Origin of the sequence: Enterobacter cloacae (genome assembly GCF_013375935.1) — a bacterium.
GTDB lineage: Bacteria > Pseudomonadota > Gammaproteobacteria > Enterobacterales > Enterobacteriaceae > Enterobacter > Enterobacter pasteurii.
Window position 1 is genome coordinate 1,066,224 of sequence record NZ_CP056117.1, and the last position, 23,892, is coordinate 1,090,115.

Below are 23,892 nucleotides of genomic sequence, written 5' to 3' on the forward strand. Positions count from 1 at the left end.
TACTGATTAAAACAGAAGCTGAGTTAAGCGATAATCATGTAACCGTTTAACCGAATACGACCATTATCAGGGAGCGAAAAATGGCTACGCACTTTGCACGAGGGACATTAACAGAAGGGCATCTCGTATCGGCCAGAGTTTCTTCAGCCTGCCACAGCGAGGCACTCAAGCTACCAGAACACCGCAGGACGCGGTTTTTAGCCTCCAGGGCACTCCTCGCTGAACTGCTTTTTATGCTGTACGGCACCAGCGAACTACCGGACATCATTATCCAGCCAGAGGGACGTCCGGTGTTTGCGGACCCTGCGCTGCCCCGTTTTTCCATTGCTTACACAGGCAATATAGTTGGCGTCGCCCTGACCACGGAAGGCGATTGCGGACTGGATATGGAACTGCAGCGCGTGACGCGCAGCTTCCACGGTGCCAACGCGCTTGATGAATACCCGCTCTCCAGCAATGAAAAGCTGTGGGTACGTAACCAGAACGATCCCGTTGAAGCCAGAGCGCAGCTCATCACCCTTCGCCAGAGCATCCGTAAACTGAGCGGCGCGGCGTCAGACGACGCCAGCCTGTTGCAGCTGCTTCCCGGTTCCGGGCGCCTGCGTGCCGCGAAAGCGTCGCTGGTAGAGGCGCTCAGCGACGCTGAGGACGTGCTGATCTGGTCCGTTGCGGTTACCCCCGCCATCGAACGACTAAAAGTCTGGGAGTTTGACAGTATACGCGGCTGGCGTAGTCTTCCGGATGTACCCGAGCGCGCCAACGAGCCCGCCGCGCGCCTGATACGATTAACCAGTTTACCGGCAGAAAAAGCATATACCCTTAGCTGATCCGTTCAGGGTCATCATGATGAAACAGGAGTAATCATGTCTGATACGTTGAAAGTTGTTACGTTACTGGGGAGCCTGCGCAAAGGTTCGTTTAACGGGATGGTTGCCCGCACGCTGCCGCAGCTGGCACCGGCTGGAATGGAGATTAGCGCCCTGCCATCAATCGGCGACATCCCGCTTTATGATGCTGATGTTCAGCAGGAAGAAGGATTCCCGCAAAGCGTGGAGGCAATAGCCGAGCAGATCCGCCAGGCCGACGGCGTGGTGATCGTGACGCCAGAATATAACTATTCGGTACCGGGTGGCCTGAAGAACGCCATTGACTGGTTATCCCGCTTACCGGAGCAGCCGCTGTCAGGCAAGCCGGTGCTGATCCAGACCAGCTCTATGGGTGCTATCGGCGGCGCGCGCTGCCAGTATCACCTGCGTCAGATCCTGGTGTTCCTGGATGCGATGGTGATGAACAAGCCGGAATTTATGGGTGGCGTAATTCAGAACAAGGTCGACCCGCAGACGGGTGAAGTGGTGGATCAAAGCACGCGCGACCATCTCTCTGGCCAGCTGACGGCGTTTGGGGATTATATCAAGAGGGTGAAGGCTTAAGGTGAGGTGCGGGCTGATGCCCTCACCCTGGCCCTCTCCCACGGGGAGAGGGTACAAACACTAAAGCCCTTTTCGGAGAAAAGGGCTTGCTGTTTATTTGGCGTCGATGAACACAATCTTCAGCACAAACAGCAGCGCCACGATGATGACGCACGGGCTGAGTTCGCGGAAGCGGCCGGTGCCGATCTTCATCACGCAGTAGGAGATAAAGCCCAGCGCGATACCTTCGGTAATCGAGAAGCTGAACGGCATCATTACCGCGGTGATAAACGCCGGAACGGCTTCCGTTAAATCTTCCCACGTCACGCGCGCCAGGCTCGACGTCATCAGCACGCCGACATAAATCAGCGCACCCGCAGCCGCGTACGGAGGCACCATCCCGGCAAGCGGAGAGAGGAAGATCACCAGCAGGAACAGCAGCCCCACGACTACCGCCGTCAGGCCGGTACGACCGCCCACGGACACGCCGGAAGAGGATTCAATGTAAGCGGTAACAGACGAGGTGCCGATGAAAGAGCCGGCGACGGAAGAGACGCTATCCACATACAGCGCCTGCTTCATGCGCGGGAATTTACCTTTTTCATCTACCAGACCCGCTTTATCGGTCACGCCGATCAGCGTACCGGAGGAGTCAAACAGGTTGACCAGCATGAAGGAGAAAATCACCCCTGCCAGGCCCAGGTTCAGAGAGCCAGCCAGATCGACGTGGCCAATCACGGTGGAAACGCTCGGTGGCGCAGAGACGATACCGTTGTAATGCACGTCCCCCAGCATCCAGCCCAGCAGCGTGGTCACAATGATAGAAACCAGCACCGCGGCATGAATGTTGCGCGACGCCAGGATCGCGATAATAAAGAAGCCGAGCACGCCCAGCAGCACGCTGTGGGAGGTCAGGTTACCAATGCTCACCAGGGTTTCCGGGTTCGCCACGATAACGCCGGCGTTTTTCAGCCCCATCATGCCGATGAACAGACCGATACCGCTGGTGATGCCTACGCGCAGGCTCACCGGGATATTGGCAATCATCCAGTAGCGCACGCGGAAGATGGTCAGCAGCAGCAGGCCTACCGCACCCCAGAAAATGGCGCCCATACCGACCTGCCACGGCAGACCCATTGCCTGAACCACCACGAAAGCGAAGAACGCATTCAGACCCATTGCCGGGGCCAGCGCCACGGGCAGGTTAGCGAAAATGCCCATCAGAATGCTGCCAAGGGCCGCGATCAGACAGGTGGTTACAAAGACGGCGCTGGTGTCCATGCCAGCCACGCCCAGAATTTGCGGGTTAACAAAAACGATATAGACCATCGTCAGGAAGGTAGTAAAACCGGCGATCACTTCGGTGCGTGCCGTTGTGCCGTGCTCGCGCAGTTTAAACACGCGCTCAAGCAGACCCTGACCAGACGTCTGGGTAGTGTGTTGTTGACTCATCATCAATTTCCGAACAAGGAGGGAAAATTCGTCGCTATCCTATACCAAAATGCGACAATAGTGGCGGTTACGGGATACTTTTTTCATTGATTTTGCTTATACGGCAACGATTGCGTCTCGTTAAACTGTCGTACGTAAACGTTAAACTTGTTAAAAGGGAAGGGCATGTCCGGAATTGAAGCGGTATTTTTCGACTGTGACGGTACGCTGGTGGACAGTGAGGTCATTTGTTCCCGCGCGTATGTCGCCATGTTCCAGGAATTTGGCATTACGCTCGATCTCGAAGAGGTGTTTAAACGCTTTAAGGGCGTGAAGCTGTACGAGATCATCGACATCATTAACGAAGAGCACGGTGTGGATCTGGCGAAAGCGGATCTGGAGCCGGTGTACCGCGCCGAGGTCGCACGCCTGTTCGATGCCGAACTGGAGGTGATCGCCGGGGCTAACGCGCTGCTGGATGCGATGACGGTGCCGATCTGCGTGGTCTCTAACGGTCCGGTCAGCAAAATGCAGCATTCACTCGGCAAGCTGGACCTGTTGCACCACTTCCCGGAAAAACTGTTCAGCGGCTACGATATCCAGCGCTGGAAACCCGATCCGGCGCTGATGTTCCACGCGGCGAAAGCGATGAACGTCAACGTGCAGAACTGTATTCTGGTGGATGATTCTTCTGCGGGCGCGCAGTCGGGAATTGATGCGGGAATGGAGGTGTTTTACTTCTGTGCCGATCCGCACAACAAGCCGATCGATCATCCAAAAGTGACCACCTTTACCGATCTGGCGCAGCTGCCTGCACTGTGGAAGGCGCGCGGGTGGGATATTACGCGGTAAATGAAAACAGGGCGGGTATGCGCTACGCGCCACCCGCCATAACCCTTACTCTTTCGGATCTTTACCCGCCAGCAGCTTGTCCAGCTCGTCGCCGCCCACGTGTCGGAAATCCTGACCCTTAACGAAGTAGAAGATGTATTCACAAATATTCTGGCAGCGGTCACCGATACGCTCGATTGAGCGCGCGCAGAACAGCGCGGTCAGAACGCTTGGAATGGTGCGTGAATCTTCCATCATGTAGGTCATCAGCTGACGCACGATGCCTTCGTATTCCTGGTCAACTTTTTTGTCTTCACGGTAGATACGAACCGCTTCGTCCAGATCCATACGCGCGAAAGCATCCAGCACGTCGTGCAGCATCTGCACGGTATGGCGACCAAGGGACTCCAGGCTCACCAGCAGCGGCTGGTGCTGCTGAGAGAACTTCTCCAGCGCGGTGCGGCAGATTTTATCCGCAACGTCACCGATACGTTCCAGCTCGGCGATAGTTTTGATGATCGCCATCACCAGGCGCAGGTCGCTCGCCGTCGGCTGACGCTTCGCAATAATGCGCACGCAGGCCTCGTCGATGGCCACTTCCATCATATTGACGTTTTTGTCGCCTTCAATGACGCGCTTCGCCAGCTCGCTGTCCTGGTTATGCATCGCCGTGATCGCATCAGAAAGCTGCTGCTCGACCATGCCGCCCATGGTCATCACCTGGGTGCGAATGCTTTCCAGCTCTGCGTTGAACTGGCCGGAAATGTGTTTATTAAGATTGAGGTTGTCCATGGTTTCTCCACATGCACTGAGGCAAATCAACCGTAGCGGCCAGTAATATAATCTTCGGTTTGTTTCTTCGCGGGCTTGGTGAACAGATCGTCCGTGTTACTGAACTCAATCAGCTCGCCCAGGTACATAAACGCCGTGTGGTCAGAGCAACGTGCAGCCTGCTGCATGTTGTGGGTAACGATCACCACGGTGTAATCCTGCTTCAGCTCGGTGATCAGCTCTTCGATACGCCCGGTTGAGATCGGGTCCAGCGCTGAACACGGCTCATCAAGCAGCAACACTTCCGGGCGAATGGCGATACCGCGCGCAATGCACAGACGCTGCTGCTGACCACCGGAGAGAGAGTACCCGCTCTGGTGAAGTTTATCTTTGGTTTCGTTCCATAATGCGGCCTTGGTCAATGCCCACTGCACGCGCTCGTCCATATCCGCGCGGGAGAGTTTCTCAAACAGACGCACGCCGAAAGCAATGTTGTCATAAATCGACATCGGGAACGGCGTTGGTTTCTGGAACACCATACCCACTTTCGCACGCAGCAGGGCGATATCCTGGGTATTGGTCAGGATGTTGTCACCGTCCAGCAGAATTTCACCTTCTGCGCGCTGCTCCGGATAAAGCGAATACATCTTGTTAAAGGTACGCAGCAGCGTGGATTTACCACAGCCTGACGGACCGATGAATGCCGTCACCTGGTTCTTCGCGATATCCAGGTTGATGTTCTTCAGGGCATGGAATTTGCCGTAGTAGAAGTTCAAATCACGAACCTGAATCTTACCCGGGGCAGTATCAACCATACTCATTGACTCATTTCCTCATTCGGCGCCGCGATGTGCCGCGCCGTAAAAATTTAACCGTGTTTCTTCTTCGCGAAAATGACGCGCGCCAGAATGTTCAGCAACAGTACGCAAAGGGTGATGATCAGCACCCCGGCCCAGGCCAGCTGCTGCCATTCCGCGAATGGGCTCATCGCAAATTTAAAGATCGTCACCGGCAGGTTGGCGATCGGCTGCATCATGTCCGTGCTCCAGAACTGGTTGGAGAGCGCGGTAAACAGCAGCGGTGCGGTTTCACCGGCGATACGGGCGATAGCCAGCAGGATACCGGTCATGATCCCGGAGACGGACGCTTTCAGGGTAATCGCCGAAATCATCTTCCATTTCGGCGTGCCCAGCGCGTAAGCCGCTTCACGCAGGCTGTCCGGCACCAGTTTCAGCATGTTTTCAGTGGTACGAATAACGATAGGCACCTGTAGCAGCGCCAGCGCGATCACACCCGCCCAGCCGGAGAAGTGTTCCATTTGTGCCACCACGATAGTGTAAACAAACAGACCTACCACAATCGACGGGGCAGAAAGCAGAATGTCGTTGATAAAGCGGATGACTTCAGCGATCCAGGACTTACGGCCGTATTCCGCCAGGTAGATACCCGCCATGATGCCCAGCGGCGTACCGAAAACGGTCGCCCACAGGATCAGCAGGCCACTACCCGCCAGGGCGTTTGCCAGACCGCCGCCCGCCGTGTTCGGCGGCGGCGTCATCTCGGTGAACAGCGCCAGGGACATTCCATCAATACCGCGGGTAATGGTGGACATCAGGATCCAGATCAGCCAGAACAGGCCGAATGCCATCGTTGCCATCGAAAGCGTCAGCGCAATGCGGTTTTTAATCCGGCGCTTTGACTGCATTTTACGGCGAGATTCCGCAAGCTGGGCGGTGTTTTGCATGTCGAGAGTCGCCATTAGCGTGCCCCCTCATTTTTAGCCAGACGCATAATCATCAGCTTGGAGATAGCCAGCACGATAAAGGTGATAACAAACAGGATCAGACCCAGCTCCATCAGCGCCGCGACGTGCAGACCCGATTCGGCTTCGGCGAATTCGTTCGCCAGCGCGGAAGTGATGCTGTTCCCCGGCATATACAGCGAAACGCTGTCGAGCTGGTAGGTGTTACCGATGATAAAGGTCACCGCCATGGTTTCGCCGAGCGCGCGGCCTAAACCCAGCATTATGCCGCCGATCACCCCATTTTTGGTGAACGGAAGAACGATGCGCCAGATCACTTCCCAGGTGGTGCAGCCGATGCCGTAGGCCGACTCTTTCATCATCACCGGGGTTTGCTCGAAGACATCGCGCATTACCGCCGCAATGTACGGAATAATCATGATGGCGAGGATCACCCCGGCCGCCAGAATACCGATACCGAACGCCGGGCCTGAGAACAGCGCACCCACAAACGGAACGGCAGAGAGAACGTTACCCACCGGCTCCTGGAAGTACGTCGCAAACAGCGGAGCAAAGATAAAGAGACCCCACATGCCGTAAACGATGCTTGGAATGGCCGCCAGCAGTTCAATGGCGATACCCAGCGGACGTCGCAGCCAGCCGGGTGCCAGCTCCGTCAGGAACAGGGCAATACCGAAGCTCACCGGAACGGCAATCAGCAGGGCGATAAAGGAGGTGACCAGCGTGCCGTAAATCGGCACCAGCGCACCGTAGATATCGTTCGGCGCATCCCACTCTTTGGTCCACAGGAAGGAGAAACCAAATTTCTGAATGCTCGGCCAGGAGGAAAAGATCAGGGACACGATAATGCCGCCCAGCAGCAATAGCACAATCAGCGCAGCCAGTTTGACCAGGGCGCTGAAAATCATGTCACCTTTTTTACCCGGAGGGTTAAATGCAGGCTTGGTTGCAGCCATAAATTACTCTTCTTTTTGAGACGTTTTACGAATATGCCCGGTGGCGCTGGCGCTTACCGGGCCTACAGTCTGAACCGTAGGGCGGGTAGGCGTTAACGCCGCCCGCCATCTTCGTTAACTATATCCTGTTAGTACAGTGCTTTACCGCTGCTGTCTTTCACGTTGGTTTTCCATGCAGCACGAATCTGCTCAACCACGCTGTCTGGCAGGCTGGCGTAATCCAGGTCATTAGCCTGTTTGCCGCCGTTTTTGTATGCCCAGTCGAAGAACTTCAGCACTTCAGCACCCTGCTCAGGTTTCTTCTGATCTTTGTGGACCAGAATGAAGGTGGTGGAAGTGATTGGCCATGCATCATCGCCTTTCTGGTTGGTCAGGTCCTGAGCGAAGGATTTGCTCCAGTCAGCGCCTTTGGCGGCGTTGGCGAAGTTCTCTTCGGTCGGGCTAACCGGTTTGCCGTCAGCAGAGACCAGTTTGGTGTAGGCCAGATTGTTCTGCTTAGCGTAGGCGTACTCTACGTAGCCGATGGAGCCAGGCAGACGCTGCACGAATGCGGCGATGCCGTCATTGCCTTTACCGCCCAGGCCGGTTGGCCAGTTAACGGTAGAGCCGGAACCCACTTTAGATTTCCACTCTTCGTTAACTTTCGCCAGGTAGCTGGTGAATACGAAGGAGGTACCTGAACCGTCGGCGCGGCGAACCACAGCGATATTCTGCGAAGGCAGCTTAACGCCCGGGTTCAGCTTAGTGATGGCTTCGTCGTCCCATTTTTTGATTTTGCCCAGGTAGATGTCGCCCAGGGTTTTGCCGTCCAGCACCAGCTCGCCTGATTTCAGGCCAGGGATGTTAACGGCCAGCACAACGCCGCCGATCACGGTCGGGAACTGGAACAGGCCTTCCTGATTCAGTTTCTCATCAGACAGCGGAGCGTCGGATGCGCCGAAATCAACGGTATTCGCGGTAATTTGTTTTACGCCACCGGAGGAGCCGATACCCTGATAGTTAACCTTGTTGCCGGTTTCTTTCTGGTAGGTATCCGCCCATTTGGCATACACCGGCGCAGGGAAGGTTGCACCAGCGCCAGTCAGGCTTGCTGCTGCGAAGGCAGAGAAAGCGCTCAGAGATAAGGTCGCGGCGACAACAGTTGCGACAGTGGTACGCATAACTTTCATAATGTCTCCTGCAAGGATTTCGTAAATCATTGTTTAAGTGGCTACGATGAGCAAAATAGGACAAACAGGTGACAGATAAATGTACGAATTATGACAGTTTTATGACAAAGAAAATTTCACTTAAAAACAAGTCAAACTCTCTTTATTTATCAAGAGATTACCAGATAACATGACAGCCTGTTTTCAGTAATATTTTCTTTATGTGACACTGATAAAATAGCTGAAAATGACGGATTGTCATAAAAAAGGCCCCACCGGATGGTGGAGCCTGGAAGGATTATTCTACGGTAACGGATTTCGCCAGGTTACGCGGCTGGTCAACGTCGGTGCCCTTGATCAGCGCGACGTGGTAAGCCAGCAGCTGCAGCGGTACGGTGTAGAAGATCGGCGCAATCACCTCTTCCACATGCGGCATCTCGATGATGTGCATGTTGTCGCTGCTGGCGAAACCGGCATCTTTATCCGCGAAGACATACAGAACACCGCCACGGGCGCGCACTTCTTCGATGTTAGATTTCAATTTTTCCAGCAGTTCGTTGTTTGGTGCCACGACAATAACCGGCATATCCGCGTCGATCAGCGCCAGCGGGCCGTGTTTCAGTTCCCCTGCGGCGTAAGCTTCAGCGTGGATGTAGGAGATCTCTTTCAGCTTCAGCGCGCCTTCCAGCGCAATCGGGTACTGATCGCCACGACCCAGGAACAGGGCATGGTGTTTGTCAGAGAAGTCTTCAGCCAGCGCTTCAATGCGTTTGTCCTGAGACAGCATCTGCTCGATACGGCTCGGCAGCGCCTGCAGGCCGTGCACGATGTCGTGCTCAACGGAAGCATCCTGGCCTTTCAGACGAGCCAGTTTTGCCACCAGCATCAGCAGAACGGTCAGCTGAGTGGTAAACGCTTTGGTGGAGGCCACGCCGATTTCGGTGCCCGCTTTGGTCATCAGCGCCAGATCGGACTCACGCACCAGCGAGGAGCCCGGCACGTTACAGATTGCCAGCGAGCCCAGGTAGCCTAGCTCCTTAGACAGACGCAGCGCCGCCAGGGTATCCGCCGTTTCGCCAGACTGGGAAAGGGTGATCATCAGGCTGTTACGACGCACCGCGGATTTGCGATAGCGGAATTCAGAGGCAATTTCCACGTCGCACGGCACGCCAGCCAGAGATTCAAACCAGTAGCGAGAGACCATACCGGAGTTGTAAGAGGTACCGCAGGCCACGATCTGAATGTGCTCAACCTTGCCCAGCAGCTCGTTGGCGTTTGCGCCCAGCTCGCTCAGATCCACCTCACCGTGGCTGATGCGCCCGGTCAGGGTGTTTTTAATCGCGTTTGGCTGCTCGTAGATCTCTTTCTGCATGTAGTGACGGTAGGCGCCTTTGTCGCCCGCGTCGTACTGCAGGTTTGATTCGATCTCCTGACGCTTAACCTGCTCGCCTTTGGTGTCGAATACGGTCACGCTGCGACGCGTAACTTCGGCAATGTCGCCCTCTTCCAGGAAGATGAAGCGGCGGGTAACCGGCAGCAGCGCCAGCTGGTCGGAAGCGATAAAGTTTTCGCCCATGCCCAGACCGATCACCATTGGGCTACCGGAACGCGCGGCCAGCAGCGTGGACGGATCGCGGGAGTCCATAATTACCGTGCCGTAAGCACCGCGCAGCTGAGGGATAGCGCGCAGCACCGCTTCACGCAGCGTACCGCCCTGTGCCAGCTCCCAGTGTACGAGGTGAGCAATCACTTCGGTGTCAGTTTCAGAGACAAAGGTATAGCCGCGCGCTTTCAGCTCTTCGCGCAGCGGTTCGTGGTTTTCGATAATGCCGTTATGCACTACCACAATGTGTTCAGACACATGCGGGTGCGCGTTGCCTTCAGACGGCTCGCCGTGGGTCGCCCAGCGGGTATGCGCGATACCGGTGCCACCGTGCAGGGAATGTTCTTCCGCGGCCTGGGCCAGCATTTGCACTTTACCGAGACGACGCAGACGGGTCATATGACCTTCTGCATCAACAACGGCCAGACCGGCAGAGTCATAGCCACGGTATTCCAGACGACGTAAACCTTCGAGAAGGATTTCAGCAATATCACGCTGCGCAACTGCGCCAACAATTCCACACATAGTTAGATTTCCTGATTATGGCGTTATGCCATGCGTTGTCGCTGACCTGTATTTGCCCTTTCCGGGCGCCCCGAGCCTTGTAGAGAGTGGGGTTATTGTTATGGGTACTGCCTGTGGGGGGAGGATTATATTATCCCCTCACCCCGGCCCTCTCCCCATAGGGGTGAGGGGTGTATATTGTCGTTACTTTTTCTTCACCGGGCGTTTCCAGCCCTGCTTGTGTACCTGTGGCACGCGGCTTAACACTAACTCGTTATCCGCTACGTCGCGCGTTACGGTCGTTCCGGCAGCAATGGTCACGCCATTACCTACAGTGACGGGCGCCACCAGCTGCGTGTCTGAGCCAACAAACACGTCGTCGCCGATGATGGTTTTAAACTTATTGGCACCGTCATAGTTACAGGTGATGGTACCTGCACCAATGTTCACGTTATCGCCAATTTCTGCATCGCCCAAATAGGTCAGATGACCAGCCTTGGAGCCTTTGCCCAGACGCGCTTTTTTCATTTCGACGAAGTTGCCCACGTGAGCGCCTTCCAGCAGCTCGGCGCCCGGGCGCAGACGCGCAAATGGACCGATGGTGCACGCCGCTTCAAGATGCGCATCTTCCACCACGCTGTACGGGCTGATTTCGCAGTCGTCACCGATAATGCTGTTTTTAATCACGCAGCCGGCGCCAATTTTGACGCGATTGCCCAGCGTCACGTTACCCTCCAGGATAACGTTAGTATCAATTTCAACGTCGCGCCCGTGGGCCAGCGTGCCGCGCAGATCGAAACGCGCAGGATCGCGCAGCATCACGCCCGCCAGCAGCAGCTTTTCAGCCTGCTCGGCCTGGTAAATACGCTCAAGGCGGGACAGCTGCAAACGGTTGTTAACCCCGTCCGTTTCGCTGATGCGTGCCGGATGAACGGCGGCAATTTCACGCCCTTCACGGTACGCCATCGCAATAATATCGGTAATGTAGTACTCACCCTGGGCGTTGTTGTTGTCGAGCTTCGACAGCCAGCGCTTCAGATCGGCACCGTTCGCAATCAGGATACCGGTGTTGATCTCCTGAATTTTACGCTGCGCTTCGCTGGCATCTTTATGCTCGACAATTCCCGTCACGTTGCCGTTTTCACGGGTAATACGGCCATAGCCGCTCGGATCGTCCAGTACAACGGTTAGCAACCCAATGCCGCCCTGCGGTTTGGCTTCACGCAGGCGAGTCAGGGTTTCTACAGAAATCAACGGGACGTCGCCGTAAAGCATAAGGATATCTTCGTCATCGGCGAAGAAGGGTGCAGCCTGCTGCATTGCGTGACCGGTACCGAGCTGTTCTGCCTGTAGCACCCAGTTGAGCTTATCGTCATGCAGCGTTTTTTTCAGCAAATCACCGCCATGGCCATAAACCAGATGTACCTGGCTGGCACCTAATTCATTTGCTGCATCAATGACATGCTTCACCATAGGCTTTCCTGCCAGTGTGTGGAGCACTTTAGGAAGATCGGAATACATGCGGGTGCCTTTGCCAGCGGCAAGGATGACCACGCTCATCGCATTATTCAACATACGCGTCCTGACTGTAATTTATGTGAGAAGTTAAACCCTTTGATGTTGAAAATTCTACATATTTTGCGCAAAAAAATGGAGTGGTGTTAAAACGTTCAACATCGGCCTGTAATGGCTATTTGAGGCCATCTTTAGGGGCTGAGTAAACCCCTTTTTCTCTGGAATATAGCATTCCCACGGTAAGTAACCAGCAGCGACAACAGGTTAGCTATTTTTTTGCTGCATGAATAAAGTTCAGCCCCTGGACGGAGCCATAAAAAAAGCCAGCCTGGGAACCAGACTGGCTTTTGTGCTTTTCAAGCCGGTGTTACATCGCTTTTTTGGTCAACTCGATAACGCGCAGTTTGGCGATCGCTTTGGCCAGCTCCACAGACGCCTGAGCGTAATCCACGTCACCATGAGAGCTGCTAATGTGCTCTTCAGCCTTACGCTTCGATTCCAGGGCTCGCGCTTCGTCGAGATCCTGGCCACGAATAGCGGTATCGGCCAGAACGGTCACACTGCCAGGCTGCACTTCAAGAATGCCGCCGGACAGATAGATAAACTCTTCGTGACCGAACTGTTTAACGATGCGGATCACACCAGGCTTAATGGCGGTGAGCAGCGGTGCGTGACCCGGGAAAATACCCAGTTCACCTTCACTACCCGTTACCTGGATTTTCTCGACCAGACCAGAGAACATTTGTTGCTCTGCGCTGACGACGTCCAGGTGGTAAGTCATTGCCATATCACCCTCCGATTAAGGCGTTAAAGTTTTTTGGCTTTTTCCACGGCTTCTTCGATGGAACCAACCATGTAGAACGCCTGCTCTGGCAGGTGATCGTATTCGCCTTCCATGATGCCTTTAAAGCCACGGATGGTGTCTTTCAGGGAAACGTATTTACCTGGAGAACCGGTGAATACTTCCGCAACGAAGAACGGCTGGGACAGGAAGCGCTGAATCTTACGCGCGCGTGCTACCACCAGTTTGTCTTCTTCAGACAGTTCATCCATACCCAGGATGGCGATGATGTCTTTCAGTTCCTGGTAACGTTGCAGCAGGGACTGTACGCCACGCGCGGTGTCGTAGTGTTCCTGACCAACAACCAGTGGATCCAGCTGACGGCTGGTGGAGTCCAGCGGGTCAACGGCCGGGTAGATACCCAGAGACGCGATCTGACGGCTCAGTACCACGGTTGCATCTAAGTGAGCAAAGGTGGTTGCTGGAGATGGGTCAGTCAGGTCATCCGCAGGTACGTATACCGCCTGAACGGAGGTGATAGAACCGGTTTTGGTAGAGGTGATACGTTCCTGAAGAACACCCATCTCTTCCGCAAGCGTTGGCTGATAACCTACCGCAGAAGGTATACGACCCAGCAGTGCGGATACTTCCGTACCGGCCAGGGTATAACGGTAGATGTTATCAACGAACAGCAGAACGTCACGGCCTTCGTCACGGAACTTCTCAGCCATAGTCAGACCAGTCAGCGCTACGCGCAGACGGTTTCCTGGTGGCTCGTTCATCTGGCCGTAAACCAGGGAAACTTTGTCCAGAACGTTGGAGTCGGTCATTTCGTGGTAGAAGTCGTTACCCTCACGAGTACGCTCACCTACGCCCGCAAACACGGAGTAACCGGAGTGCTCGATCGCGATGTTACGGATCAGCTCCATCATGTTTACGGTTTTACCTACACCCGCACCACCGAACAGACCAACTTTACCGCCCTTCGCGAACGGACACATCAGGTCGATAACTTTGATGCCGGTTTCCAGCAGTTCCTGAGAGCTGGACAGCTCTTCGTAGGAAGGTGCCGCGCGGTGGATAGCCCAACGCTCTTCTTCACCGATGTCGCCTTTCATGTCGATTGGCTGACCCAATACGTTCATGATACGACCCAGTGTTGCTTTACCTACCGGGACTTCGATCGGGTGCTCAAGGTCTTTAACTTCCAGACCACGACGCAGACCGTCGGAAGAACCCATGGCGATGGTACGCACGATACCGCCGCCGAGCTGCTGCTGAACTTCCAGCACCAGGCTCTCGTTACCATTCTGTACCTCAAGCGCGTCGTACACGCGTGGTACGGCGTCCTGAGGGAACTCGACGTCCACCACGGCGCCGATTACCTGGACAATCTTTCCAGTAGCCATCTTGAATCCTCTACGTAATTCGTAAACCTGGTTAAACCGCGGCGGCCCCCGAGACGATCTCGGTGAGTTCCTGAGTAATGCTGGCCTGACGAGCTTTGTTGTAAACCAACTGCAGCTCTTTAATCAGGCTGCCGCCATTATCGGTCGCGGCTTTCATCGCCACCATTCGTGCGGCCTGCTCGCTGGCCAGGTTTTCTACAACGCCCTGATAAACCTGAGATTCAACGTAACGACGCAGCAGGGTATCCAGCAGCGGTTTCGGATCGGGTTCATACAGGTAATCCCAGGCTTTCTGTTTCAGCTCGTCATCTTCTGATGCCGGTAAAGGCAGCATCTGAGTGAGCGTTGGCACCTGAGACATGGTGTTAATAAATTTGTTGCTGACAACGTACAGTCTGTCCAGACGGCCTTCATCATAGGCCTGCAACATCACTTTAACCGGGCCGATCAGTTCGGACAGGGACGGGTTATCACCCATACCGGTCACCTGAGCGACAATGTTGCCGCCAACGGAGTTAAAGAAAGAGACGCCTTTAGAGCCAATCAGTGCCAGATCGCACTGAACGCCTTTATCGGACCAGCCTTTCATATCCGCCAGCAGTTTTTTGAACAGGTTAATGTTCAAGCCGCCACACAGACCACGGTCAGTCGACACCACCAGGTAGCCTACGCGCTTAACGTCGCGTTCTTCCAGGTAAGGGTGCTTATATTCCAGATTACCGTTTGCAAGGTGACCAATCACTTTGCGCATGGTCTCTGCATAAGGACGGCTGGCCGCCATGCGATCCTGCGATTTACGCATTTTGGAAGCGGCGACCATCTCCATCGCTTTAGTGATCTTTTGCGTGTTCTGGACGCTTGCGATCTTACTACGTATCTCTTTTGCGCCGGCCATGAGCTTCTCCTCAATGCCAGGCGGCTTGTCCTGAGACAAGCCGCCGGACGATTACCAGGATTGGGTTGCTTTGAAGGAATCGAGGATAGCTTTCAGCTTGCCTTCGATTTCGTCGTTATAGCCACCGGTCTGGTTGATCTCTTGCATCAGCGGAGCGTGATCACGGTCGACGTAAGCCAGCAGAGCGGCTTCGAAGCTACCGATTTTCGCCAGTTCCACATCTTCGAGGTAACCGCGTTCAGCCGCGAACAGTACCAGGCCCTGCTGAGCAACAGACATTGGAGCGTACTGTTTCTGCTTCAGCAGCTCGGTCACTTTCTGACCGTGGCTCAGCTGTTTACGGGTTGCTTCGTCCAGATCGGATGCGAACTGAGAGAACGCAGCCAGTTCACGATACTGTGCCAGCGCGGTACGGATACCACCGGACAGTTTCTTGATGATCTTGGTCTGAGCAGCACCACCAACACGGGATACGGAGATACCCGGGTTAACCGCCGGACGAATACCGGAGTTAAACAGGTTGGTTTCCAGGAAGATCTGACCATCGGTAATGGAGATTACGTTAGTCGGAACGAACGCAGAAACGTCACCCGCCTGGGTTTCAATGATCGGCAGCGCGGTCAGAGAACCCGTTTTACCCTTCACTTCACCTTTGGTGAAGTTCTCGACGTATTCCGCGTTAACGCGGGAAGCACGCTCCAGCAGACGAGAGTGGAGGTAGAATACGTCGCCCGGGAATGCTTCACGTCCTGGTGGACGACGGAGCAGCAGGGAAACCTGACGATAAGCAACGGCCTGTTTAGACAGGTCATCGTATACGATCAGCGCATCTTCACCGCGGTCACGGAAGTATTCGCCCATTGCGCAACCGGCGTATGGTGCCAGGTATTGCAGTGCAGCGGATTCAGAAGCGGTAGCCACAACAACGATGGTGTTAGACAGCGCGCCGTGCTCTTCCAGTTTACGAACCACGTTGGAAATGGTGGACGCTTTCTGGCCGATAGCCACGTACACACATTTGATGCCGGAGTCACGCTGGTTGATGATGGCGTCGATTGCCATCGCGGTTTTACCGGTCTGACGGTCACCGATGATCAGTTCACGCTGACCACGACCGATTGGGATCATGGCATCAACGGACTTATAACCAGTCTGCACTGGCTGATCAACGGACTGACGGTCGATAACGCCCGGTGCGATAACTTCGATTGGGGAGAAGCCATCGTGCTCAACCGGACCTTTACCGTCGATTGGCGCACCCAGGGTGTTAACAACACGACCCAGCAGGCCACGGCCAACCGGCACTTCCAGAATACGGCCAGTACACTTAACCTTCATGCCTTCGGCGAGGTCAGCGTATGGACCCATCACAACTGCACCTACGGAGTCGCGCTCCAGGTTCAGTGCGATAGCGTAACGGTTACCCGGCAGGGAAATCATCTCACCCTGCATACAATCGGCCAGGCCGTGGATGCGGATAACACCGTCACTTACAGAAACAATAGTACCTTCGTTGTGAGCTTCACTCACAACACTGAACTGAGCAATGCGCTGCTTGATCAGTTCGCTGATTTCGGTGGAATTCAGTTGCATGCTCCAGTCCCCTTAAGACTGCAAGACGTCTGCAAGGCGCTCAAGACGGCCGCGTACGCTGCCATCAATGACCATATCACCCGAGCGGATGATTACGCCTGCCATTACAGACTTATCGATTTTGCAATTCAGCTTAACTTTGCGTGACAGACGTTTTTCCATCGCGGCAGTGATTTTCGCAAGCTGTTCGTCACTCAGTTCAGTCGCGGAAGTTACTTCAACTTCAGCGGTTGCTTCACTAAGGGCACGTAAGTGCTCAAACTGCTCGAGAACATCCGGGAGCACACGGAGACGACCATTTTCTGCCATTACCTTAATCAGGTTCTGGCCGTTGGCATCCAGTTGCTCTCCGCACACGGCGATAAACGACGCGGCGAGAGTTTCAGGTGCTAACGCACCGGAAAGCAACTCGGCCATTTGTTCGTTTTTCGTCACCTCAGCGGCAAACGCCAGCATGTTCTGCCAGCGATCGACATTTTGGTGTTCGACAGCAAAGTCAAAAGCTGCTTTGGCGTAGGGGCGAGCTACCGTAACAAATTCAGACATCAGCCCCTCCCTCCTTACAGTTCAGCGACAAGTTTGTCCACGATGTCGCTGTTAGCAGCTTCATCCACGGAACGTTCGATGATCTTCTCGGCGCCAGCAACAGCCAGAATCGCAACCTGCTTACGCAGTTCTTCACGAGCACGTTTACGCTCAGCTTCAATTTCAGCCTGAGCCTGTGTCACGATCTTAGTACGTTCCTGTTCTGCTTCAGCTTTGGCTTCGTCCAGGATCTGTGAACGGCGTTTGTTAGCCTGTTCAATGATTACCTGAGCTTCAGCTTTCGCTTTTTTCAGCTGGTCTGTCGCGTTGGCCTGTGCAAGGTCCAAATCTTTCTTAGCGCGTTCTGCGGAAGCCAGACCGTCAGCAATTTCTTTCTGACGTTTTTCGATGGCAGCCATTAAAGGCGGCCATACATACTTCATGCAGAACCAGACAAAGATAATAAACGCGATGGCCTGGCCGAGGATTGTTGCGTTCATGTTCACAGCACAATACCTCTTAAATTTCTGTGGCTTGGGGTTTTAAAACAACTACTACGCGACAGCAAACATCACGTACAGACCCAGACCTACAGCGATCATTGGGATTGCATCCACCAGACCCATAACGATAAAGAACTGAGTACGCAGCAGAGGAATCAGATCCGGTTGACGCGCTGCGCCTTCCAGGAATTTACCTCCGAGGATGCCGATACCGATCGCAGCACCGATAGCCGCCAGACCCATCATCACAGCGGCAGCCATGTACAGCAGATCCATATTCAGGTTTTCCATGACAGTCTCCAGTTTGTTTCAATTAAAACGTAGTAGTGTTGGTAAAAAATCAGTGCTCTTCAGACGCCATCGACAGATAGACGATCGTCAGAACCATGAAGATAAAGGCTTGCAGCGTAATGATCAGGATGTGGAAAATGGCCCATGGCACATTCAGAATCCACTGTGACCACCACGGCAGAAGACCCGCGATCAGAATGAAAATCAGCTCACCCGCATACATGTTGCCGAACAGTCGCAGACCCAGTGAAACAGGTTTGGACAGCAGGCTAACGCCTTCCAGGATCAGGTTGACCGGAATAAACGCCCAGTGGTTGAACGGCTGCAAGGTAAGCTCTTTCACAAAGCCGCTTACGCCTTTCATTTTGATGCTGTAGAAAAGAATCAGGATAAACACGCCCAGCGCCATCGACAGGGTGATGTTCACGTCCGCAGACGGAACCACGCGCAGAGCAGGCAGACCGAAGACATGCTCGCCGATCCACGGCAGGAAATCGATAGGCAGAAGGTCCATCAGGTTCATCAGGAACACCCAAACGAACACGGTCAGGGCCAGCGGAGCAATCAGCTTGCTCTTACCATGGTACATGTCTTTCACGCTGCCATGAACGAAGCCGATGATCATCTCAACGAACGTCTGGAATTTCCCTGGAACACCGCTGGTCGCCTTTTTAGCAACGCTGCGGAACATGGCCAGGAACAGAAGACCCAAAACCACCGAGAAGAACATGGAGTCGATGTTGATCGTCCAGAAGGTGGCCGGGGGGTGATGTGGATCCACCAGCGAGAATGTACGCAGGTCCAACTGAAGGTTATTCAGATGGTGACCTATGTAATCCTGCGGCGTCATATTTTCTGAAGCCATGATGCCTTTTACCCTTTGTTATTGATTACAGCTGGAGCCAGAACTTGTACCACCAGCACCAAAACCCACGTTGCTATCAGCGGCATGAATACCACTTTCAAAACCGCCAGCGCCATCACCAGCAATGCAAAGGTCAGCAACACCTTACACACTTCGCCGAGAGCGAAGGACCAGGCCACGCGGCCTTTGGCAGGTGTATGCGCCTGATGACGCCAGGCAAAAATCATAAACAACACGTTTGGCAGCACTACCGCCAAACCCCCGCACGCGGCGGAGATGCCCCAGAAGGGGTCTTTGAGGCTAAACAGCAGTCCACTTGCTATCACAGCCAGAAACTGAATGAACAGAAGCTTACGAGCAACGTTTCTACTCAAGAGCGACACAGACATCACGTTTTTACTCCTGCTCCCTTCGAGGTATGCCGCGTGTCGTATAAAACGTCCTTTAAGGCTCAGAGTCAAGCATCAAAAAGCGGTCAAATTATACGGTGCGTACCCGTGATTTCAAACATTAAGTAGCGAAAAGGTGAATAAATGTTTAAATATTTTTCCCCAGCGCTATTTTTCAACTTTTGACCAAAGCGTCGACCTTCAGGCGAAACTGCAAACAGCGCGAAAACGTTGATGATAAAGCGTGCACAAGATCACAAATTGCACATTTGCGATAAAGTTGTATTTATCAAAGACGTAAAACGCTTTATTCCATCTTTATGAAATTCAAGATAAAAATTCGCAACTATTTTTAAAACAGGCTTATCTACAACAAAAACCTTTTATTGACATTCTTAATAAATATTTAACATCACATTCTGGTTGCCAGCACCCACTTTTAGCAGGCTGATATTTTCATTGTTGATTATCTTCATGGTGAATGAATAAGATAAGGTTAACCACAAGAAAATCCATAGTAACAACAAGGTTAAATTAACCAGCGTCCGTTCTGGCTGGAAGTGCTGTTTTTTAACACGATCAGAACAGCACAAATTCCACATTTTTTATTAATTTTTTAAAAAGAGTTTGGCTTAATTATAACCAGATGGCGCTCGCCATCGAGCTGAGGAATCTGGAGTTTCTCAATGGATTCGACAGTATAGCCGTCCGGAAGCAGCTCAATTTCATCACCCGGCAGTTGACCTTTAAGCGCATAAAAACGGCCATTTTCTGCAGGCAGGTGCTTACACCAGCTCACCATATCGTTGAGCGAGGCAAAGGCACGGCTGATAACCCCGTCAAACGGCGGCTCTGCCGGAAACGCTTCTACCCTGCTCTGCACGGGCGTAATGTTTTCCAGCTTCAGTTCATGCTGGACCTGGCGTAAAAAGCGAACGCGCTTGCCCAGGCTATCCAGCAGCGTGAAATGACTCTCCGGACGGACAATGGACAACGGAACCCCCGGCAGGCCCGGACCCGTACCTACGTCGATAAAACGTTCACCGTTAAGATACGGCGCCACCACGATGCTATCGAGAATATGGCGAATCAGCATCTCGTTGGGATCGCGTACGGAAGTCAGGTTGTACGCTTTGTTCCATTTGTTCAGCATATCGACGTAGGCCACCAGCTGGTTTTTCTGGTGATCGGTGAGCGAAATACCTGCCTGTTCCAGCAGACGAGAGAGTTTATTGAGCACGGTGAATACCTGTTGAGATACTTAAGCGGCGGGTGACGCTTCGCTAACCCGCCCTACGGGGTTCAGTAAGCCCGGTAAGCGCAGCGCCACCGGGCAATATTCAGGGCATTACGCACTACGGCGGAGCATGCCCTGCTTTTTCAACCACACCAGCAGAATCGAAATCGCGGCGGGTGTGACGCCGGAGATACGCGAGGCCTGGCCAATCGACACAGGTTTGTGATCGTTCAGCTTAGCGATCACTTCGTTGGAAAGGCCCGTCACCTGACGATAGTCCAGCATTTCCGGCAGCAGCGTATTTTCGTTGCGCTGCTGTTTCTCGATCTCATCCTGCTGGCGCGCGATGTAACCTTCGTATTTCACCTGAATTTCGACCTGCTCAGCCGCTTCAGCGTCTTCCAGGCCCGGCGCGAACGCCGTCAGTTTGACCAGGTTCTCATACGTGACTTCCGGACGACGCAGCAGATCTTCACCGCTGGCCTCACGCGAAAGCGGCGCAGTTAAGTGAGCGTTTACTTCGGCAGCGGTTTCCGCCTGCGGGTTTACCCATGTGGTTTTCAGGCGCTGACGTTCCTGCTCAATGCGTTCCAGCTTCTCGTTGAAGCGCGCCCAGCGTTCGTCATCCACCAGACCCAGCTCGCGGCCCATTTCGGTCAGACGGAGGTCGGCGTTGTCTTCGCGCAGCATCAGGCGATATTCCGCGCGAGAGGTAAACATACGGTACGGTTCTTTGGTACCCAGCGTGCAGAGATCGTCAACCAGCACGCCCAGATAAGCCTGGGAACGCCCCGGTGCCCAGCCTTCTTTCTCGGCAGAGAAACGGGCGGCGTTCAGACCGGCAAGCAGACCCTGCGCTGCGGCTTCTTCGTAGCCGGTCGTGCCGTTAATCTGGCCCGCGAAGAACAGACCCTGGATGAATTTGCTTTCCAGGGTTGGCTTCAGGTCACGCGGATCGAAGAAATCGTACTCAATAGCGTAGCCAGGACGAACGATTTTCGCGTTCTCCATGCCCTGCATTGAGCGCACTATCTGCATCTGCACGTCGAACGGCAGGCTGGTGGAGATGCCGTTTGGGTAAATTTCGTTAGAGGTCAGCCCTTCCGGCTCGAGGAAGATCTGATGCTGGTTACGATCGGCAAAGCGCATCACCTTGTCTTCGATCGACGGGCAGTAGCGTGGCCCGATCCCTTCGATCACGCCTGCGTACATTGGGCTGCGATCGAGGTTATTGCGGATCACGTCATGGGTTTTTTCGTTGGTATGCGTGATGTAGCACGGCACCTGCTGCGGATGTTGCGCCGCATTGCCCATGAACGAGAACACCGGCATCGGATTATCGCCGTGCTGCTGCGCCAGTACGCTGAAATCGATAGTGCGCGCATCAATGCGCGGCGGCGTACCGGTTTTCAGGCGGCTCACGCGCAGCGGCAGCTCGCGCAGACGACGTGACAGCGGAATGGACGGCGGATCGCCGGCGCGGCCACCGCTGTAGTTATCCAGACCGATGTGGATCTTGCCATCCAGGAATGTCCCGACGGTGAGCACCACCGCTTTAGCGCGGAACTTAAGCCCCATCTGGGTCACGGCACCCACAACACGATCGTTCTCAACGATAAGATCTTCAACCGCCTGCTGGAAGATCATCAGGTTCGGCTGGTTCTCCAGCGCGGTGCGCACGGCCTGACGGTAAAGCACGCGGTCTGCCTGTGCACGGGTGGCACGTACAGCCGGACCTTTACTCGCGTTTAGTATCCTAAACTGAATGCCAGCGCGATCGATCGCTTTCGCCATCAGGCCGCCAAGTGCATCCACTTCTTTTACCAGGTGTCCTTTCCCAATGCCGCCAATCGCCGGATTACAGGACATTTGTCCCAGCGTGTCGATATTGTGTGTCAAAAGCAGGGTCTGCTGACCCATTCGCGCTGCGGCCATTGCGGCCTCAGTGCCTGCGTGACCCCCGCCAATGATGATGACGTCAAAAGGATCCTGATAAAACATGGTGGTCTGCCTCGCGTAAAGCGGTATGAAAATGGATTGAAGCCCGGGCCGTGGATTCTACTCAACTTTAGTCTTTCGAGAAAGCATTGGGATCCTGGGCTATTAAAAAGAAGATCTTTTTATTTAGAGATCTGTTCTATTGTGATCTCTTATTAGGATCGCAGACCTTTGTGGATAAGTCCGATCCAATAAATAAGATCATGCAGTTAGGAAGGATCGTTTGCTGTGAATGATCGGTGATCCTGGACCGTATAAGCTGGGATCAGATCGCCACTTTATACACAGGGCGAAAACAGTCTCAGGGTTATACTTTGGATAACTACGGCTTAATACGAGCTTTTAACCAGAGTTATCCACATCTGATCGCGCGATCTTTAATCGTTTTTGAGTAAATTTTTCCATTCACCCAACCAGATCTCGGCTGGATCTTCCGGAATGTCATGATCGAGGATGTTGATCTTCGGCGTTTCACCCAGCTGTTTTGCTCCGCAAGCGGTCACCGCAGCTTCGACTTTCTCTATTGCACCACAGAACGTGTCATATTCACGGCTGCCGATCCCGACTGCGCCAAACCGGACGTTTGACAGATCGGGCTGTTGTTCCAGCAGTTCGTCATATAAAGGTTGCAGGTTATCCGGCAGATCGCCCGCGCCGTGCGTGGAGGTGATCAGCAGCCAGACCCCGTCAGTCGGGAGATCGTCAAGCAGCGGTCCGTGCAGGGTTTCCGTGGAAAAGCCCGCGTCTTCCAGCTTCTCGGCCAGATGTTCCGCTACATATTCAGCACCGCCAAGCGTGCTGCCGCTGATAAGAGTAATGTCCGCCATTGATCGCTCGCTCAGATTAAGAGGCGGACATTGTACGCTGTGAACGAGCTGGGATCTACCTGTGGAAAATGTGGGAATGAATTTGCCCGATCACGGGCGGATAGTACGCATGATCGGGTTTTGCAGGGAGATCAGCGTCTCGGTGGACTGAATTTCATCGATTGTTTGGATCTTGTTGATAAGTACCTGCTGAAGGGCGTCGATGGATCGGCACATCACCTTTATAAAGATGCTGTAGTGCCCGGTGGTGTAGTACGCCTCGGTGACCTCATCCAGCGCGTTCAGCTTCTCGAGCGCGGAAGGGTAATCTTTGGCACTTTTGAGAATAATGCCAATGAAGCAGCAAACGTCGTACCCGAGCTGCTTCGGGCTGACATCAATGCGCGCGCCGGTGATGATCCCTGCCTGCTTCATTTTCTCTACGCGCACGTGAATCGTCCCGGGGCTGACGCCAAACTGTTTCGCCAGTTCGGCATACGCGGTGCGCGCGTTGGCCATCAGCGCTTCCAGGATGCCGCGGTCCAGATTGTCGATCTGATAATTTTCCATAGCTTTTTCTTATGAAGATTAATGAATATGTCTATTCTAGCGCCTTATTTTAACGAATCAAAAGTGAAGGCGCCTTTTTGTTGATGGGTTATTGAATCAG

24 protein-coding genes are annotated in these 23,892 nt (G+C 54.0%); 3 read left to right on the forward strand and 21 right to left on the reverse strand.

What is annotated here, in order from left to right; translation table 11 throughout:
• Nucleotides 1-80: 80 nt before the first annotated feature.
• A complete protein-coding gene (locus HWQ14_RS05070; RefSeq protein WP_148420352.1) occupies nucleotides 81-827 on the forward strand; it encodes a 4'-phosphopantetheinyl transferase family protein in 747 nt (248 codons plus the stop codon).
• A gap of 36 nt (nucleotides 828-863) precedes the next feature.
• Nucleotides 864-1,430: an NADPH-dependent FMN reductase gene (locus HWQ14_RS05075; protein WP_003861147.1), complete on the forward strand. Its 567-nt coding sequence runs from the start codon at nucleotides 864-866 to the stop codon at nucleotides 1,428-1,430.
• A gap of 93 nt (nucleotides 1,431-1,523) precedes the next feature.
• Here the strand turns inward: HWQ14_RS05075 and adeP are convergent, their stop codons facing one another.
• Nucleotides 1,524-2,861 (reverse strand): adenine permease AdeP, encoded by a 1,338-nt coding sequence (gene adeP, locus HWQ14_RS05080; RefSeq protein ID WP_176611156.1) that lies wholly within the window; start codon nucleotides 2,859-2,861, stop codon nucleotides 1,524-1,526.
• A gap of 165 nt (nucleotides 2,862-3,026) precedes the next feature.
• Here adeP and yieH point away from each other — a divergent pair, with 165 nt between their 5' ends.
• The gene (yieH, locus tag HWQ14_RS05085; RefSeq protein ID WP_148420350.1) at nucleotides 3,027-3,692 is read left to right on the forward strand and encodes a 6-phosphogluconate phosphatase; all 666 of its coding nucleotides are present in this window, start codon (nucleotides 3,027-3,029) and stop codon (nucleotides 3,690-3,692) included.
• 45 nt (nucleotides 3,693-3,737) lie between these two features.
• Here the strand turns inward: yieH and phoU are convergent, their stop codons facing one another.
• The 20 genes from phoU to asnC all read right to left on the reverse strand — a co-directional run bounded on the left by phoU (nucleotide 3,738) and on the right by asnC (nucleotide 23,792).
• Complete coding sequence (gene phoU / locus HWQ14_RS05090; RefSeq protein ID WP_008500182.1) at nucleotides 3,738-4,463, reverse strand: phosphate signaling complex protein PhoU; 726 nt, start codon at nucleotides 4,461-4,463, stop codon at nucleotides 3,738-3,740.
• Nucleotides 4,464-4,489: 26 nt separating this feature from the next.
• Nucleotides 4,490-5,263 carry a phosphate ABC transporter ATP-binding protein PstB gene (gene pstB, locus HWQ14_RS05095; protein ID WP_015961095.1) on the reverse strand — a complete coding sequence of 258 codons (774 nt, stop codon included), beginning with the start codon at nucleotides 5,261-5,263 and terminating at the stop codon, nucleotides 4,490-4,492.
• Between the two features lie 47 nt (nucleotides 5,264-5,310).
• Nucleotides 5,311-6,201, reverse strand: coding sequence for a phosphate ABC transporter permease PstA (gene pstA, locus HWQ14_RS05100; RefSeq protein ID WP_003861156.1), 891 nt, complete (start codon nucleotides 6,199-6,201; stop codon nucleotides 5,311-5,313).
• Nucleotides 6,201-7,160 (reverse strand): phosphate ABC transporter permease PstC, encoded by a 960-nt coding sequence (gene pstC / locus HWQ14_RS05105; RefSeq protein WP_148420349.1) that lies wholly within the window; start codon nucleotides 7,158-7,160, stop codon nucleotides 6,201-6,203. Before pstC ends, pstA begins: the two co-directional genes overlap by 1 nt.
• A 128-nt stretch (nucleotides 7,161-7,288) precedes the next feature.
• Nucleotides 7,289-8,329, reverse strand: coding sequence for a phosphate ABC transporter substrate-binding protein PstS (gene pstS / locus HWQ14_RS05110; RefSeq protein ID WP_063452042.1), 1,041 nt, complete (start codon nucleotides 8,327-8,329; stop codon nucleotides 7,289-7,291).
• A 277-nt stretch (nucleotides 8,330-8,606) separates the two neighbouring features.
• Nucleotides 8,607-10,436 (reverse strand): glutamine--fructose-6-phosphate transaminase (isomerizing), encoded by a 1,830-nt coding sequence (gene glmS / locus HWQ14_RS05115; RefSeq protein WP_148420348.1) that lies wholly within the window; start codon nucleotides 10,434-10,436, stop codon nucleotides 8,607-8,609.
• A 183-nt stretch (nucleotides 10,437-10,619) separates the two neighbouring features.
• Nucleotides 10,620-11,990: a bifunctional UDP-N-acetylglucosamine diphosphorylase/glucosamine-1-phosphate N-acetyltransferase GlmU gene (gene glmU / locus HWQ14_RS05120; RefSeq protein WP_176609139.1), complete on the reverse strand. Its 1,371-nt coding sequence runs from the start codon at nucleotides 11,988-11,990 to the stop codon at nucleotides 10,620-10,622.
• A gap of 307 nt (nucleotides 11,991-12,297) precedes the next feature.
• Nucleotides 12,298-12,717, reverse strand: a complete 420-nt coding sequence (locus tag HWQ14_RS05125; RefSeq protein WP_176609140.1) for a F0F1 ATP synthase subunit epsilon — start codon at nucleotides 12,715-12,717, stop codon at nucleotides 12,298-12,300.
• A gap of 20 nt (nucleotides 12,718-12,737) precedes the next feature.
• Nucleotides 12,738-14,120 (reverse strand): F0F1 ATP synthase subunit beta, encoded by a 1,383-nt coding sequence (gene atpD, locus HWQ14_RS05130; RefSeq protein WP_176609141.1) that lies wholly within the window; start codon nucleotides 14,118-14,120, stop codon nucleotides 12,738-12,740.
• A gap of 31 nt (nucleotides 14,121-14,151) precedes the next feature.
• Nucleotides 14,152-15,015 carry a F0F1 ATP synthase subunit gamma gene (gene atpG, locus HWQ14_RS05135; RefSeq protein WP_003862364.1) on the reverse strand — a complete coding sequence of 288 codons (864 nt, stop codon included), beginning with the start codon at nucleotides 15,013-15,015 and terminating at the stop codon, nucleotides 14,152-14,154.
• A 51-nt stretch (nucleotides 15,016-15,066) separates the two neighbouring features.
• Nucleotides 15,067-16,608, reverse strand: a complete 1,542-nt coding sequence (atpA, locus tag HWQ14_RS05140; RefSeq protein ID WP_006808751.1) for a F0F1 ATP synthase subunit alpha — start codon at nucleotides 16,606-16,608, stop codon at nucleotides 15,067-15,069.
• Between the two features lie 12 nt (nucleotides 16,609-16,620).
• Nucleotides 16,621-17,154 carry a F0F1 ATP synthase subunit delta gene (atpH, locus tag HWQ14_RS05145; protein ID WP_003862369.1) on the reverse strand — a complete coding sequence of 178 codons (534 nt, stop codon included), beginning with the start codon at nucleotides 17,152-17,154 and terminating at the stop codon, nucleotides 16,621-16,623.
• Nucleotides 17,155-17,168: 14 nt separating this feature from the next.
• Complete coding sequence (atpF, locus tag HWQ14_RS05150) at nucleotides 17,169-17,639, reverse strand: F0F1 ATP synthase subunit B (protein WP_013099406.1); 471 nt, start codon at nucleotides 17,637-17,639, stop codon at nucleotides 17,169-17,171.
• 48 nt (nucleotides 17,640-17,687) lie between these two features.
• Nucleotides 17,688-17,927 (reverse strand): F0F1 ATP synthase subunit C, encoded by a 240-nt coding sequence (gene atpE, locus HWQ14_RS05155; RefSeq protein ID WP_000429386.1) that lies wholly within the window; start codon nucleotides 17,925-17,927, stop codon nucleotides 17,688-17,690.
• A gap of 49 nt (nucleotides 17,928-17,976) precedes the next feature.
• Nucleotides 17,977-18,792: a F0F1 ATP synthase subunit A gene (atpB, locus tag HWQ14_RS05160; protein ID WP_148420346.1), complete on the reverse strand. Its 816-nt coding sequence runs from the start codon at nucleotides 18,790-18,792 to the stop codon at nucleotides 17,977-17,979.
• A gap of 8 nt (nucleotides 18,793-18,800) precedes the next feature.
• Nucleotides 18,801-19,181 carry a F0F1 ATP synthase subunit I gene (gene atpI / locus HWQ14_RS05165; protein WP_003862375.1) on the reverse strand — a complete coding sequence of 127 codons (381 nt, stop codon included), beginning with the start codon at nucleotides 19,179-19,181 and terminating at the stop codon, nucleotides 18,801-18,803.
• A 616-nt stretch (nucleotides 19,182-19,797) separates the two neighbouring features.
• Entirely contained in the window at nucleotides 19,798-20,421 is a 624-nt protein-coding gene (gene rsmG / locus HWQ14_RS05170) for a 16S rRNA (guanine(527)-N(7))-methyltransferase RsmG (protein ID WP_148420345.1), read from the reverse strand.
• Between the two features lie 108 nt (nucleotides 20,422-20,529).
• The gene (mnmG, locus tag HWQ14_RS05175; protein WP_148420344.1) at nucleotides 20,530-22,419 is read right to left on the reverse strand and encodes a tRNA uridine-5-carboxymethylaminomethyl(34) synthesis enzyme MnmG; all 1,890 of its coding nucleotides are present in this window, start codon (nucleotides 22,417-22,419) and stop codon (nucleotides 20,530-20,532) included.
• 374 nt (nucleotides 22,420-22,793) lie between these two features.
• Complete coding sequence (mioC, locus tag HWQ14_RS05180) at nucleotides 22,794-23,243, reverse strand: FMN-binding protein MioC (RefSeq protein ID WP_176609142.1); 450 nt, start codon at nucleotides 23,241-23,243, stop codon at nucleotides 22,794-22,796.
• A gap of 90 nt (nucleotides 23,244-23,333) precedes the next feature.
• Nucleotides 23,334-23,792 carry a transcriptional regulator AsnC gene (gene asnC, locus HWQ14_RS05185; RefSeq protein ID WP_003862383.1) on the reverse strand — a complete coding sequence of 153 codons (459 nt, stop codon included), beginning with the start codon at nucleotides 23,790-23,792 and terminating at the stop codon, nucleotides 23,334-23,336.
• Nucleotides 23,793-23,892 lie beyond the last annotated feature (100 nt).

Coding starts and splice junctions, on each gene's coding strand:
- mioC (WP_176609142.1), bottom strand. CDS start 23,243: ATGGCGGACATTACTCTTATCAGCGGCAGCACGCTTGGCGGTGCTGAA.
- HWQ14_RS05075 (WP_003861147.1), top strand. CDS start 864: ATGTCTGATACGTTGAAAGTTGTTACGTTACTGGGGAGCCTGCGCAAA.
- atpD (WP_176609141.1), bottom strand. CDS start 14,120: ATGGCTACTGGAAAGATTGTCCAGGTAATCGGCGCCGTGGTGGACGTC.
- HWQ14_RS05070 (WP_148420352.1), top strand. CDS start 81: ATGGCTACGCACTTTGCACGAGGGACATTAACAGAAGGGCATCTCGTA.
- mnmG (WP_148420344.1), bottom strand. CDS start 22,419: ATGTTTTATCAGGATCCTTTTGACGTCATCATCATTGGCGGGGGTCAC.
- pstC (WP_148420349.1), bottom strand. CDS start 7,160: ATGGCTGCAACCAAGCCTGCATTTAACCCTCCGGGTAAAAAAGGTGAC.
- atpI (WP_003862375.1), bottom strand. CDS start 19,181: ATGTCTGTGTCGCTCTTGAGTAGAAACGTTGCTCGTAAGCTTCTGTTC.
- atpE (WP_000429386.1), bottom strand. CDS start 17,927: ATGGAAAACCTGAATATGGATCTGCTGTACATGGCTGCCGCTGTGATG.
- glmU (WP_176609139.1), bottom strand. CDS start 11,990: ATGTTGAATAATGCGATGAGCGTGGTCATCCTTGCCGCTGGCAAAGGC.
- yieH (WP_148420350.1), top strand. CDS start 3,027: ATGTCCGGAATTGAAGCGGTATTTTTCGACTGTGACGGTACGCTGGTG.
- atpG (WP_003862364.1), bottom strand. CDS start 15,015: ATGGCCGGCGCAAAAGAGATACGTAGTAAGATCGCAAGCGTCCAGAAC.
- pstB (WP_015961095.1), bottom strand. CDS start 5,263: ATGAGTATGGTTGATACTGCCCCGGGTAAGATTCAGGTTCGTGATTTG.
- HWQ14_RS05125 (WP_176609140.1), bottom strand. CDS start 12,717: ATGGCAATGACTTACCACCTGGACGTCGTCAGCGCAGAGCAACAAATG.
- atpA (WP_006808751.1), bottom strand. CDS start 16,608: ATGCAACTGAATTCCACCGAAATCAGCGAACTGATCAAGCAGCGCATT.
- asnC (WP_003862383.1), bottom strand. CDS start 23,792: ATGGAAAATTATCAGATCGACAATCTGGACCGCGGCATCCTGGAAGCG.
- atpH (WP_003862369.1), bottom strand. CDS start 17,154: ATGTCTGAATTTGTTACGGTAGCTCGCCCCTACGCCAAAGCAGCTTTT.
- pstA (WP_003861156.1), bottom strand. CDS start 6,201: ATGGCGACTCTCGACATGCAAAACACCGCCCAGCTTGCGGAATCTCGC.
- phoU (WP_008500182.1), bottom strand. CDS start 4,463: ATGGACAACCTCAATCTTAATAAACACATTTCCGGCCAGTTCAACGCA.
- adeP (WP_176611156.1), bottom strand. CDS start 2,861: ATGAGTCAACAACACACTACCCAGACGTCTGGTCAGGGTCTGCTTGAG.
- pstS (WP_063452042.1), bottom strand. CDS start 8,329: ATGAAAGTTATGCGTACCACTGTCGCAACTGTTGTCGCCGCGACCTTA.
- atpB (WP_148420346.1), bottom strand. CDS start 18,792: ATGGCTTCAGAAAATATGACGCCGCAGGATTACATAGGTCACCATCTG.
- glmS (WP_148420348.1), bottom strand. CDS start 10,436: ATGTGTGGAATTGTTGGCGCAGTTGCGCAGCGTGATATTGCTGAAATC.